Genomic DNA, 13,672 nt, shown 5'->3' on the forward strand with positions numbered 1-13,672 from the left:
GTCAGGCGCAGGCTTTTTCAGTGATGACTCGGCCGGCCTGCATGCGTACCAGTTGGTCGGCGACGTCGAAGTAACGGTCGTCGTGGGAGATGACGATGATGGTCTTGCCCAGGCGCTTGAGGTCCGGCAGCAGCTCGGTGTAGAAAATCCGCCGGAAGGTCGGGTCCTGGTCCGCCGCCCACTCGTCGAACACCAGCACCGGGCGCTCGTCGAGCCAGGCGTTGACCAGGGCCAGACGCTTGCGTTGCCCGGTGGACAGGTCGGTGGTGGTGAACGCGCCGTCGCGCACGCTGACCTTGTGGGCGATTTCCAGGCGCTCCAGGTATTGAGTGGCGTCGTCGGGCAAGGCCTTGTCGTTCTGCACCAGGTCGTCGAACAGGAAGTAGTCGGCAAAAATCGTGGTGAACATCTGCCGGTAGTCATCCAGCCCCAGGGCGCCCACGGGCAGGCCGTTGAGACGGATTTCACCTTGCTGCGGGGTGTACAGGCCCAGTAGCAGCTTGATCAGGGTGGTCTTGCCGCAACCGTTTTCACCGACGATAAACAGAATTTCCCCAGGCTCGATGCTCAGGTTGACCGGCCCGAGCTTGAACGGCTCGCTGCCTTCGACCGTTGGGAAGGCGTACTGCACGTTGCGCAGTTCCAAGTGCTTCATCACGGGCACGGTTTTGTCGGCGTCATCGAGCAGCAGGTGTGGTTCCGGCGAGGAGAAACGCTCCGACAGGTCGGCAATGCGGCGGAAGGCAATTTGCGCGCGGCTGATGATCGGCAGGTTGCCGATCAGGTTTTCCAGCGGACCTTTCATGTACAGCAGCACCAGGACAAAGCCGCTCATCACCGCCGGGTCCGAACTGGGCCAGAATTGTTGCAGGGTCAGGGCCAGACCGATAACCACGAAAAACAGCATCGAGCCCAGGCTCTTGGCAATCACGAAGATATTGATCGAGCGGATGTGGGTGTCGCAGATTTTGTCGGCGGTGCCCTGGATATTACGGGTGTGCATGGCATGCCGACGTGGGCGGTGGATGCGCAGTTCCTTGGCACCCTCGGCAATCGCCGAATAGTGTTTTTGCAGGTTGTCTTCGGCGTCGCGTGCCGCGTAGAACCCTTTGATGCCTTTGCTTTGAGCCACGTACTGCACCGCCGAACCAATGCCGATGGCCAGCAGGGTCATCAGGAAGATCGGCCAGGACAGCACCGCCAGGTAGCCCAGGCAGCCCAGGATCACCGTGGTGGAAATCGCCAGCGGGGCGAAGGCGAAGGCGAAGTCGCTGATGGTGTCCACGTCGTGGGTCAGCACCGGGATCAGGCGGTGAGTGCGGTAGCGCTCGATCTGTTCGATGGGGGCGGCGAGCACTTTGGCGCCGAGGTCCTTGCGCAGTTTGGCAATCACCTTCTGACCGACGAAATTGGTGCCGATGTCGGCGCCGATACTGCTGAGCAGGGCCAGTAGGCACAGCCCGGCGAAGGCCAGCACCACGCCGGTGCCCATGCCGTCGGCGCTGTGCAGGCCGCGGTTGACCGTGGCCAGCAGCGCCGTGACGCTAAGGCCGCCGATGATGCCCAGCGTGATGGAAGAAATAACAATCCGCCGATAGGGCTTGAGCAGGCTCAAGAGTTCTCGAATGGCGCTGCGCGGTGCTGCGGTCATGAAACTACCTCGATCGCGACGTGGCTACGTGCTGTGGGCAAGTGAAGGCCTGCGCGCGGAGGTTTACCGTTGGCAGGCCGATAGTAGGAGGACGAGTCGGGCGGGGCGCGATTTAGCCGCGTCCCGAGGTGCGTAGCTCAGAGATCCCGTGCCACGCGAAAGCCCAGCCAGTCGCCGCGCACGTTGGAGTTGAGGCTGTTGCGGTTGCCGGAGCGGGAAAATACCGGCGCTTCGCCCCAGTCGTTGCCGCGAATCTGCCGCACTTCGCACTGCCCGGTCAGCCAGGCGCTGCCATCGCTGGGCGCACCGACATAGCTGTCGTTTTCACAGTCTTCGACCCATTCGTAGACGTTGCCATGCATGTCATACACGCCGAACGCATTGGGCGCATAGCTGCCGGCCGGTGCGGTATAGCTGTAGCCATCCGCCGGCCCGTAGGTATTGGCGTGCTTGGCGATGCTGTATTCCTTACCCTCATCGAATGGAAATGGGAACGGGCCGGAGGTGCCGCCACGGGCGGCGTATTCACGCAGGGACTCGCTGACCATGCGGTACTGCTTGCCGGTTTTCTTCGACAGCCAGGCGACATAGGCATTGGCTTCGGCAAAGTCCATGCACACTGCCGGATGTTTGGGGCTTGTCTTGTAGGTGGGTTTGCCGGCCGTGCATTTGCGCCCTGGACGGTCGTCGCCGTCGGGCATCTTGTAGCCGGTTTCTTGTACGTAACGGTCCCATTCGCCGGCCAGCACCTGGAAGCGGCTGATGGCCACGGGTTTGGCGAAGGTCACGTCATGCATCGGCCCTTCATCGGGCTGGCGACCGACTTCATCATCCGGGGTGCCCATTTTGAACGTGCCGGTAGGCAGCACCACCATTTCCGGGCAGTTTTTGCAGTCCTTGAACACGGTGCCGGGCTTGGGCGGCGTCGCGGCTTGGGCGGACGGCAACAGGCAGGCCATCAATGCCGTCAGGGCCAGGGATTTGAGGAGCGTCGGGGTGAGCGGTTCATCGTTCATGAGTCGTCTCGTGGGCAAGAAAAAAGGGTGTCAGAGGGCTTTGTCGAGCAGGACCAGGAAGCGGTCGACTTCATCTTCGGTATTGAGCAAGCCGGGTGCGGTGCGCACCACCGGGCCGACGTCGCGGTTCACTGCGTCGCTGACCACACGGTTGCGCATCAGGTAGGCGGCCACCTTGTCACTGTCCTGGCCCTTGACCCGAAAGAAGCTGAAGCCGGCTGAGAGCTGCGGGTTGTACGGGGTGACCAGCTCGATGTTCGGTCGCGCTTGCAGGCGGTCCTTGAGGTAGGTGTTGAGGCTGTGGATACGCTGCTGAACCTGGGCCTTGCCCAGTTGCAGGTGCAGCTTGAAGGCCTCGTCCAGCGCCCAGCGGTGTTCATAGGCGTGATAGCCACCGGGGGAGAACGAGGTGGCGAAATCACTGTCTTCGGAGAAGGTCGGCACGCAGGGGGTGAGGGTGGTCACCTGCTCTGACGCGGCGCATACCAGGCCGGTGCCGCGTGGGCCGAACATCCATTTATGGGTGCCGGCGATAAAGAAATCGCAGTGCATGTCGGGGAAGGCCAGGTCTTCGACGCCAAAGCCATGCACGCCATCGACCACGTAGAGAATGCGGTCTTTTTCTTCGCGCCCCTGGTTATGGCGTTTGACCAGTTGGCCGATTTCGCCGATCGGCAGCTTCACGCCGCTGCCCGATTGCACCCAGGTCATACCCAGCACCCGAGTGTTGGGGCGGATATTGCGCTCGATGGCCGCCAGCACTTCATCGATCGACACTTGATTGGCGTTGGCGAACAGCTTGATCTTGCGCACCTGAGTGCCGTCGCGCCGGGTGCGGAACCCCAGGATGCTGTCGGTGGAAAAATGCTCGTGCTCGGTGGTGAGGATCTCCTGGTCGGGCCGCACATGGATACCGCCGTAGATCATCGCCAAGCCCTCGGTGGTGCTGCTGGTGAGGGCGATCTGGCCGGGTTTGGCTTGCAGGTAACGACCTGCCCATTCGCGCACCTGGCGTTCGCGTTTCCAGGGTTCCTGCAGGTCCCAGTCCATGGTCAGGCCGGGGTTGCGGTCAATGGCGGCGCGGTGCCGTTCGATGGCCTCGCGCACGGGCCTTGGGTGTGAGGTGATCAGGAAGTTGGAGAAGTGGATGTAGCTTGGGTCCTGGTCGAACAGGTGGCGCAGGCCCGTCCATTTGTCTGCGGGTGCCTGGATGGGGGCTGCCTGGGCCTCAAGGCCGGCCCCCAATGGCAGGCTGGCGGCGAGGATGCCGGCCTGCTTGAGAAAGGTACGGCGGTCGGTCATGGCGTCGGCTCGCTTGGCAAGACGCCAGGTTTGGCGGATTTTTGCGTCTGCTCCCACACCCGCAGGAAATTGCCGCCCCACAGCTTGGCGATATCGGCTTCGGAGTAACCGCGGGTGATCAGTTCGGCGGTCACGTTGCGTACTTCACTGACATCGTTCCAGCCCTTGACGCCACCGCCTTCGTTGAAGTCCGAGGCAATGCCGACGTGGTCGATGCCGATCTTGCGCACGGTGTAGTCGATGGCGTCCCCCAGGTCCTTGAGGCTGGCCTTGGGTTCCTCTTCGAGAATGGCGTAGAGCTCGCTGGCGTATTCACCGAACTTCTGTTCTGGCCAGGCGGCGATGATCGGATCCCCCGGCATCAATGCCATCGCCAGGTTGGGCAGTGGCGGTAGGTCGAAACGCGCGCGCAGTGCGTTGAGCTTGTCCTGGATCGGCTGGCTCAACGGTCGCAGGTAACCGCCGAAGGCCACCACTTGCACCACGCCGCCGCTGTTTTTGATCAGTTGCAGTTCTTTGTCGCTGAGGTTGCGTGGGATATCCACCGATGCGCGGGGCGCAGAGTGGGAAGCGACCATGGGGGTGCGGCTAAGCTGGGCGACTTGCTCGAGGGAGGTGGTCGACATTTGCGATACGTCGATAATCACGCCCAGGTCGTTCAGGCGCTGTACGGCTTGCTTGCCGATATCCGAAAGGCCGCCGAGGGCGTCCGGTGAATCGTTGAAAAATGGCAGTGGGCGCGAAGAGTCCGACCAGCTGTTGTTGCCGATGTAGCTGAAGCCGAACATGCGCATGCCGCGTGCGGTCCACATGTCCAGCAGGTTCAGGTCATTGCCCAGCGGGTAGGCGTTGAGCATGCTGATAAAAATCGCAAACTTGCCTTCGCCATGCAGGCGGCGAAAATCGGCGGGGGTATAGGCAATGCCGACCTGGTTGGGAAAGTCGCGGACCATACCGGCGATGATCTTGTAGCGCACCTCTTGCTGATGCCGGGCCTCGTCGACAAAGCCTGCAGTCGGTTTGTGGGGCGCGTTGGCGCCGTTCCACAGTTCGGGCCAGCCGAATATCGTCAGCGCCGCCCCCGACAGGCGCCCGCGACTGGCCTTGGCCAGGTCGAACTGGCCGCTGCCGTCCTTGTCCGCTTCATGGCCTGCGGTGCCGAAGTCCAGGGGCACGGTGATATGGCTGTCGAACGAGATCAACCGATCTTGCAGTTCATTGGCTTGCTTGATCACTTCCAGCGGGTAGCCGGCATTGCCGCGAAACCAGTGATCCCAGGCAAAGCCTGCGCCGGCAGCAATGGCCAGGGCCAAGGGCAGGCCGATGTATAGAGCCTTTTTCGAACGTGGTTTTGTCATTGCCATCTCAGTCGGTTCGCCTTTGAGGTGCAGGCGCAAGGGGCCTTTGCTATCTGGGAAGAACGAGTGATGGGCAGGGAAATTTAAGCGCGCCAACGATCACCTGCAGGAGCCGGCTTGCCGGTGATAGCGGTGGGTCAGGCAGTGATGCATCGACAGGAAGACCGCCATCGCCGGGCAGCCGGCGCCTACAGTAAATTTGCCACCCGGCTAAACGTTCTAGCTTGGATAAAGCCTGCTCCAAGGCTGACACAGGTAGGAACATGACGATTTCTCGACGAGGGTTTATCGCAGGCCTGGCGCTGACCGGCGCCGCCGTACCTGCGGCCTTTTATGCCCATCGTGAGTTGACGCGTGAGGAATTCCCCATCACGCCCGAAGAGGCCACGGTGGACCTGGCGGACACCGCCGGCCAGCAATTGGCGGACAGCCTGCGGGGTGTCTGGAGCCTGCGCCTGGAAGGGGCTGATGCCGGGCTGCAAGGCTTGCCCCTCGACGGCCTGGAACTGTTTCTTGATATCGCGCCGCGTGGCCGAGGCCTGCGTGGCTACCTGGATACGGCCGGGCAACTGCGCGCAGAGGGTGAGCCGCGCTATCAGGTGCTCGGCGACCTGGCGCCAGGCAATGCGGCGCTGCTGTACTGGCGCCTGATTGACCGCGACTCGCCAGACGGCAGGCCGGCCTATGAATTCAAGATGCGCCTGGACGAAGTCTGGGGCAGCTTCGGCAATGCCGGTAGCGGCACCCTTAGCGGGCAGATCCTCAGTCTCGACCGCCCGCTGGCGCTGCTGGAGCGGGACAACCGTTTTGTCGCTACCAAGCAGCTTTTTCCCGAAGCCCGCGAGCGTATCGGCCTGAACCCGACGCTGCTGGCGTGGTTGGTTGCGCCCGAGCACCGCCTGTTTCATCAGCTCTGGCACGCCTCGCGGGACCAGTGGCACAAGCTCCCTGAAGACAAGCGTAATGCCCTGCGCGGTATCGGCTGGCAGCCCGGGCCACGAGATAAAGAGCGCGACGCCCGTGGCCCGCGCAAGGACCGCAACGGTTCGGGGATCGACTTTTTCTTTATGCATCGGCACATGCTCGGTACTGCGCGCTCCATGCAGGACTTGCCGTCATGGCCACGTTTCCCTGGGCCGCAGCCGGCACTTGAGGCTGATCGCCGGGGTTTTGCGCGCTACTTCGACAATCACGATGGCTTTGCGCTGCCACCCACTTGGATGGCCAGCGGTGACGAGCAGTACACCCAGTGGGTCAGTGAGATCAAGGCGGCCGAGACTTATCACAGCAACTTCCAGGTGTGGGAGTCGCAATACCGTGACCCGCGTTACCTGGCCAAGTTGACTCTGGGTCAGTTCGGCTCGGAGCTTGAGTTGGGGTTGCACGATTGGTTGCATATGCGCTGGGCTTCGGTGCCGCGCGATCCTTCCAATGGTGCGCCCGTGCCATTTGCGCGAGATCCGGCGGACTTCGCGGCGCGTTGGTATGAGCCTGAGAATGACTTTTTGGGCGATCCGTTTTCCTCCCATGTGAACCCGGTGTTCTGGCATTTTCATGGTTGGATCGATGATCGGCTCGAGGACTGGTTTCGCGCCCATGAGCGCTTTCACCCGGGTGAACTGAGCCGCCTGGAGGTCAACGGTGTGCCGTGGTTTGCGCCGGGGCGCTGGGTCGAGGTGGGTGATCCGTGGCTGGGGCCGGACACCCATGGTTGCAGTACCACCCCGGGATTGCAGATGGGGCGCACCGTGGAGATGGATCCGGAAACCATGAAGCTGGCCTTGCGCATCACCTTTGGCGCTGATGATGACAAGTTACAGGACTTGTTCCGCAAGGTGCCGAAACGGCCGTGGTATGCGCGGCATTTGAAGGTCAGGGAGCGGATCATTTGACCGACGCGCCATCAACCTGAATGCACACTAAACCATGTGGGAGCTGGCAAGCCAGTTCCCACATTAGATCTTCATCGTTGAAGGTCGGGTGCCTGCCAGCCTCCACCCAGCGCCTTGTACAGCGCCACACTGGCCTCCAGCCGCGCCTGGCGCAGTTGCACGTTCAGGTCCTGGGCGGCATACAGTGTGCGCTGGGTTTCCAGCACCGTCAGCAAGTCTTCCGCGCCGGCCTCATAACGGCTTTGGGCGATGCGGAAGGCGGTCTGTGCCTGGCTCAACTCCTCACGCTGCCACTGGCGTTGTTCGTCGAGCTGGCGAATGCTGCTCAGGGCCTTTTCCACATCGGCAAAGCCATTGATGATCGCCCCGCGATAGGTGTGCAGCAATTCATCCTGGCGTGCCGTCGCTCTGTCGCGTTCGGCGCCGAGGCGACCGTTGTTGAAGATTGGCGCGACCAGCCCGCCCGCAAGGTTGTAGAACGGGGTTGCGCAGCATATCGGCAGTGCGATTGGCGCCGGAGCCGAGGTTGGCGGTCAGGGTGACCGTGGGCAGCATGGCGGCGCGGGCGACGATGATATCGGCCTGGGCCGCAGCCAGTTGCGCTTCGGCGCTGGCGATGTCCGGGCGACGGCTGAGCAGGTCGCTGGGTACTCCGGCGGCAATGCTGGGCCAGCGCAGTTGGTCAAAGGATTGATCGGTAAATGGCAGGGTCTGTACCGGTTGGCCGAGCAGGGCGGCCAGGCTGATCCGGGCGGCTTCGGTGCGTTGACGGACTTCTGGCAGCTGCCGTTGTTGCGCGGCGACCAGGCTCTTTTGCTGCGCAAGTTCCAGCTGGGTGGCAGAGCCGGCGTCATGGCGGGTCTGCACCAGTTTGAGGACGCTTTGCGCATTGGCCAGGTTCAGTTCGGCGATACGCTGTTGTTCATGCAGTGCCAGCAGTTGGGTGTAGGTCGTGGCCACGCCGCTGAGCAGGGTCAACTCCACCGTGGCGCGCTCGAATTCGCTGGCGCGCACGGCCAGTTCCGCGCTGTCGCGTGCAGCACGCTTGCCGCCCCAGAAGTCGATTTCGTAGGTGGCGGTGAGGTTTGTACTGAAGTAGTCCCCTGCGTCTTTGTTGCTGTTGCTCTGCGGTGGGTTGTTGCCCGTGCCACGCAGCTGTTTCTGCCGGCTGGCGTTGAGCCCGCCGGTGAGCGCGGGCAGCAAGGGCGCGCCGGCGACCACCGCGCTGGCCTGGGCCTGGCGTACCCGGGCCATGGCGCTGGCCAGGTCGTAACTGCCAGCGCGGGCCTGTTCGATCAATTGGTCGAGTTGCGGACTGGCAAATGCCGTCCACCATTGCTGGTTGACGTGCTGGGCCTGGGCCTTGCTCGCCGTGTCCCACGCGGGCGGTGGCTGCAAACCGCTCTCCGGGCGCTGCGCCGGGCTGCTGCACGCGGCCAGCAGCAGGCTGGCGGCAACGAGGGTCAAGTGCGCTTTCATAGGGCGATCATTCACTGGTAAGGGCCGTGACCGGGTCGAGCCGGGCTGCTTTGCGGGCCGGCATAAAGCCGAAGATGACGCCGGTGACCAGCGCGCAGGCGAAGGCGCCAAGGGCGGCTGGCAGCGAAAAGGCGACGGCCACGCTGCTGAGGATCAGCGCGCCGCCGACCAGCAGGGCCAGGCCGATCCCCGCCACCCCGCCGACCACCGTGAGCATCACCGCTTCGGTGAGGAACTGGCGCAGGATGTCCCGCTGCCGGGCGCCGGTGGCCATGCGGATGCCGATTTCCCGGGTGCGTTCGCGCACGGTCATCAGCATGATATTCATCACGCCAATGCCGCCCACCAGCAGCGAGATGGCGGCAATCGAGCCGAGCATCAGCGACAGGGTGTTCTGGGTGCGGGCCTCGGCCTGGATCATCGCGGCGTTGTTGGTCAGTTCGAAATCCCGCTTGCCGTTGTGCAGGCGCAGCAGCAGTTGGTCGATGGCTTTTTCCGCTTCATGCACCTTGCGTGCGTCGGCGGCGGCAATCACTACATATTCGGGGTTGTAGGTGCCAAACAGGCGGATACTCGCGGCAGAGTAGGGGATGGCGATACGGTCGTCGCTGTCCTTGTCGCCGGAGCTGGCGCCTTTTTCGGCGAGGACGCCGATCACCTGGAACGGCACGTTTTCGATGAGGATGTATTGGCCGATGGGGCTCGGCAGGTCCTTGAACAGCTTGTCGCGCACCCGTTTGCCAATCACCGCGACGGTGGCGGCGCTGCGTTCGTCGGCTTCGGTGAAGTAGCTGCCCTCGACGACCGGCCAGTTGAAGATCGCCGGGAAGTTGGTGTCGTTGCCGCCGACATAGGCCATGTGGTCGACATTGCCGAAGCGCACCCCGGCTTCCGCGCCGTTGACCGGCATGATGCGCTTGACCTGGGGCAGGGCAGCCATGGCGCTGACGTCGTTCATGGTGATAATGCCGGGCGGCGTCCGCGGGTTGGGCGCCGAGCCACTGACATAGAGGATATTGGAGCCGAAGGCGCCCATCTGCGCCATGACCTGGCGCTTGCTGCCTTCGCCCACGGCGAGCATCACCACCACCGAGGCCACGCCAATAATGATGCCCAGCAGGGTCAGGGCGGTGCGGAAGCGGTTGATCCACATGACTCGCCAGGCTGCTTGTACCGCGTCCAGCAGTTCGCCTTTCCACGCACCATTGTGCTCGGCGCCATCGGCCAGGCGTTGGCGCAGGTCCACGGCCTGCAAGGCCTTGGGGTTGGCGTCGGCGCCAGCGTGGGAGTTGGGGGTGTCGCTGATGATCAGGCCGTCGCGGATCTCGATGATGCGCTTAGCCCTGGCCGCCACTTCGCGGTCGTGGGTGATCAGGATCACCACGTGCCCCTGGCTGGCCAGTTCGTCGAGCAGGGTCATGACCTCGGCGCCGCTATGGCTGTCGAGGGCGCCGGTGGGTTCGTCGGCGAGGATGATATGCCCGCCGTTCATCAAGGCTCGGGCAATCGACACCCGTTGTTGCTGGCCTCCGGACAACTGGTGCGGGCGGTTGCCGGTGCGCCCGGCCAGGCCCAGGCGGGTGAGCAGGGCGGCGGCGCGGGCATGGCGTTCGGCGGCCGGCGTGCCGGCATAGATCGCCGGCATCTCGACGTTTTCCTGGGCCGAGCCGGACGGGATCAGGTGGTAGCCCTGGAACACAAAACCAAAGGCTTCGCGGCGCAGCCAGGCCAGTTCGTCGGTGTCCAGTTGCGCGACGTTTTCCCCGGCGAACAGGTATTGGCCGACGGTGGGGCGGTCGAGGCAGCCGAGGATATTCATCAAGGTCGACTTGCCTGAGCCGGAGGCCCCGACAATCGCCACGAATTCCCCGGCATGGATCGACAGGTCGATCCCGCGCAATACGTCGACCTGGGGCGTATCACCGCCACCGTAGGATTTGCGGATATCCCGAAGTTCGATCAGCGGCGTCAACATTCAGCCTCCGCTGCTTTCGGCGGGGCCGATCAGCAGGTGATCGCCTTCGTTGAGGCCATCGAGGATCTGGATGCGCAGGCGGTCGCTGATCCCCACCCGTACTTCACGGTCTTCGATGCTGCCGTCCTTGGCCACCACTCGCGCCAGTTGCGTGTCGGGCCGGGTGCTGCCTTGCAGGGCCGCGACGGGCGCAGTCAGCGCATCGGTGACGCGGCTGGCGACGAAAAACACCTGGGCGGTCATTTCCGCCATCAGTGCGTTATCGGCGTTATCCACATCCAGCAGCACGGTGTACAGCACCACCCGGCCGCTGCCGCTTTTGCTCGAGCTGCTGGGGCTGCCGCCGCCCTGGCTGGTTTCGTTGAGGGGCTTGGGTGGCACCGGCAGGATCTGGCGCACAGTGCTGGTCCAGCGCCGGTTGCCACCGCTCAGGGTGGTGAAATACGCCTGCATGCCCGGTTTGACATGGCCGATATCGGCTTCCGAAACTTCCGCCCAGACGGTCATGGGTGACAGGTTGGCGATGCGCAAAATCAGCGGCGTCTGCTGCTGGCTGTTGAGGGTCTGGCCTTCGCGGGCATCCACGGCGACTACCGTGCCGGAAATCGGTGCATAGATGCGCGTGTAGCCCAGCTCGGCCTGATCAACCCGCAGCGTGGCCTGGGCCTGGCTGATCTGCGCCTTGAACATGTTGATGCGCGCCTGGGTGGCGTCCAGTTCGGCCTGGGCGGTCTGCACGTCTTCATCGCGGGTCGCGCCACCGGCGGCCAGGCGTTGCTGGCGCTGGTATTTCTGCTGTGCCAGGCGGTTTTGCGCGTGCTGCTCCTGCAGTTGCGCCTGCAGATTGGCGATGGAATAACGGGTGGCGTCGAGCTTGGCCTGTTGGGTGGCCGGATCGATCTCTACCAGCAGATCGCCTTGCTTGACCTGGGCGCCGGCTTCAACGTGAATCTTGCGGATCTGCCCGGACGCCTGCGCGCCGACATCCACGTAACGCCGTGGTTGCAGGGTGCCGAGGGCGGTCACGCTGCTTTCGATATCGCCCCGGCGCACTTCCAGGGTGGCGAACTGATCGCGGCCGGGCGGGATCAGTTGCCAGGCGGCGAAGGCGACCACGGGGATCAGGCAAAGTGCTGCCAGCAGCGCGCGCCGGGTGTGTCGAGGACGGTTCATGCACGGGTTCCAGCCAGGAAAGTTCGGACCGCTGCTCAAACGCCCTTGAGGGCAGAGACAGAAGCGGGAAGCTGTCAGGTAAACGAGGTATTTGCCCTGAAATTTAAGTGCTTACATACGGCGTTACAGCTGGGCGAAACGCCAGTATTCGAGCGCGTTTACCAGTCTGTTTAAAGCCACATGAGAATAATTCTAAGTTAGATGACTTCAAACTGCCATTACTGCATTGCCACAGCCGTCGCCGCCACGCCTGCCCGGACGAATCCTGCACCGGGCTTAAATTTTTTTTCATTGTCCTCGTTTCCTATCAACACATGGCCTGTTGTTCAGCAGGTCGCCCAGGCTTTCCGCCCCACTGCCACGGGGCTTATCCAGAGGACACTGGAATGACACAGGCAATTGCATCGCCCGCGGTTCACGACCTGATCGGTATTGGTTTCGGTCCTTCGAACCTGGCGCTGGCCATCGCCCTGCAAGAGCGCGAGAAAGCCCAGGGCAAGCTCGATGTGCTGTTTCTCGACAAGCAGGCCGACTACCGCTGGCACGGCAATACCCTGGTGAGCCAGAGCGAACTGCAGATTTCCTTCCTCAAGGACCTGGTGACCCTGCGCAACCCCACCAGCCCTTATTCCTTCGTCAACTACCTCAAGGTCCATGGGCGTCTGGTGGACTTCATCAACCTGGGCACGTTCTACCCGTGCCGCATGGAGTACAACGACTACCTGCGCTGGGTCGCCGGGCAATTTACCGCGCAGAGCCGCTATGGCGAGGAAGTGCTGGCCATCGAGCCGATCCTGCATCAGCAGCAGGTCGAGGCGCTGCGGGTGATCTCCCGTGATGCCCAGGGCGAGCAACTGGTACGCACCGCGCGCTCGGTGGTGGTCAGCGCCGGTGGTACGCCACGGATTCCCGAGGCGTTCAAGGCGCTCAAGGACGATGGGCGGGTGTTCCACCATTCCCAGTACCTGGCGCGCATGGCCCAGCAGCCGTGTGTCGAGGGCAAGCCGATGCGCATTGCAATCATCGGTGGCGGGCAGAGCGCGGCCGAGGCGTTTATTGATCTGAATGACAGCTTCCCCTCGGTGCAGGTGGATATCATCCTGCGCGGTTCGGCCCTCAAGCCTGCCGACGACAGCCCGTTCGTCAATGAAGTGTTCTCCCCGGAGTTCACCGACCTGGTGTTCCAGCAGCCCAGCAGCGAGCGCGAGCGCCTGGTCAACGAGTACCACAACACCAACTATTCGGTGGTGGACCTGGACCTGATCGAGCGCATCTACGGGATTTTCTACCGCCAGAAAGTCTCCGGCATCGCCCGTCACGCCTTCCGCACCCTGACCACCGTGGAAAAAGCCAGCGCCGGGCCCCTGGGCATCGAGTTGCTGGTGCGCCATAACGCCACCGGTGAGACGGTGCTCAATCACTACGATGCGGTGGTCCTGGCCACCGGCTATGAGCGCCAGATGCATCGCCAGTTGCTGGCGCCGCTCGAGGCCTATATGGGTGACTTTGAAGTGAACCGCGACTACCGCGTGGTCACCGACGAGCGTTGCAAGGCGGGTATCTACATGCAGGGCTTCAGCCAGGCCAGCCATGGTTTGAGCGATACCTTGCTGTCGATCCTGCCGATTCGCGCCGACGAGATTGCCGCGTCGCTGCATGAGCATGATCGCAGCCGCGGCCAGGACCGTTCGGTGCGTGACGTGCTGCTGGCCACCGCGAGCTGATACCGGCTGCCGGTCGCTCCCGCGCCTGCGGGGGCGACCCTGGCTGAACCCTTGCTGAAGAACCCGACGATTCGCCGCGCTGTCACTTTCCTCCTGCAGACT

General features: G+C 63.2%; 8 protein-coding genes and 1 pseudogene. 2 read left to right on the top strand and 7 right to left on the bottom strand.

Annotated elements, in window-relative coordinates:
- Position 1 precedes the first annotated feature (1 nt).
- The 4 genes from PSH80_RS09965 to pvdM all read right to left on the bottom strand — a co-directional run bounded on the left by PSH80_RS09965 (position 2) and on the right by pvdM (position 5,327).
- Positions 2-1,651 carry a cyclic peptide export ABC transporter gene (locus PSH80_RS09965; RefSeq protein ID WP_305420049.1) on the bottom strand — a complete coding sequence of 550 codons (1,650 nt, stop codon included), beginning with the start codon at positions 1,649-1,651 and terminating at the stop codon, positions 2-4.
- A gap of 137 nt (positions 1,652-1,788) precedes the next feature.
- A complete protein-coding gene (locus tag PSH80_RS09970) occupies positions 1,789-2,667 on the bottom strand; it encodes a formylglycine-generating enzyme family protein (RefSeq protein WP_057439090.1) in 879 nt (292 codons plus the stop codon).
- 30 nt (positions 2,668-2,697) lie between these two features.
- On the bottom strand, positions 2,698-3,969 hold the full coding sequence (locus tag PSH80_RS09975; RefSeq protein ID WP_305420050.1) for an aminotransferase class V-fold PLP-dependent enzyme: 1,272 nt from the start codon (positions 3,967-3,969) through the stop codon (positions 2,698-2,700).
- Entirely contained in the window at positions 3,966-5,327 is a 1,362-nt protein-coding gene (pvdM, locus tag PSH80_RS09980; protein WP_305420051.1) for a pyoverdine-tailoring dipeptidase-like protein PvdM, read from the bottom strand. Before pvdM ends, PSH80_RS09975 begins: the two co-directional genes overlap by 4 nt.
- A gap of 263 nt (positions 5,328-5,590) precedes the next feature.
- Here pvdM and PSH80_RS09985 point away from each other — a divergent pair, with 263 nt between their 5' ends.
- Positions 5,591-7,219, top strand: coding sequence for a hypothetical protein (locus PSH80_RS09985; protein ID WP_057959176.1), 1,629 nt, complete (start codon positions 5,591-5,593; stop codon positions 7,217-7,219).
- A gap of 71 nt (positions 7,220-7,290) precedes the next feature.
- On the opposite strand, the pseudogene PSH80_RS09990 reads toward PSH80_RS09985, so the two are convergent.
- The 3 genes and pseudogenes from PSH80_RS09990 to PSH80_RS10000 all read right to left on the bottom strand — a co-directional run bounded on the left by PSH80_RS09990 (position 7,291) and on the right by PSH80_RS10000 (position 11,846).
- Positions 7,291-8,698 (bottom strand): annotated as a pseudogene (locus PSH80_RS09990) (efflux transporter outer membrane subunit).
- A 7-nt stretch (positions 8,699-8,705) separates the two neighbouring features.
- Entirely contained in the window at positions 8,706-10,673 is a 1,968-nt protein-coding gene (locus PSH80_RS09995; protein ID WP_200660140.1) for a MacB family efflux pump subunit, read from the bottom strand.
- On the bottom strand, positions 10,674-11,846 hold the full coding sequence (locus PSH80_RS10000) for an efflux RND transporter periplasmic adaptor subunit (RefSeq protein ID WP_128593405.1): 1,173 nt from the start codon (positions 11,844-11,846) through the stop codon (positions 10,674-10,676).
- Between the two features lie 386 nt (positions 11,847-12,232).
- Between PSH80_RS10000 and PSH80_RS10005 the strand changes: the two genes are divergently transcribed.
- Positions 12,233-13,570, top strand: a complete 1,338-nt coding sequence (locus PSH80_RS10005) for a lysine N(6)-hydroxylase/L-ornithine N(5)-oxygenase family protein (RefSeq protein ID WP_057439138.1) — start codon at positions 12,233-12,235, stop codon at positions 13,568-13,570.
- The last annotated feature ends 102 nt before the right edge of the window (positions 13,571-13,672 follow it).

This window comes from Pseudomonas sp. FP818, assembly GCF_030687335.1.
In the GTDB taxonomy this organism is placed as follows: Bacteria; Pseudomonadota; Gammaproteobacteria; order Pseudomonadales; family Pseudomonadaceae; genus Aquipseudomonas; species Aquipseudomonas shahriarae.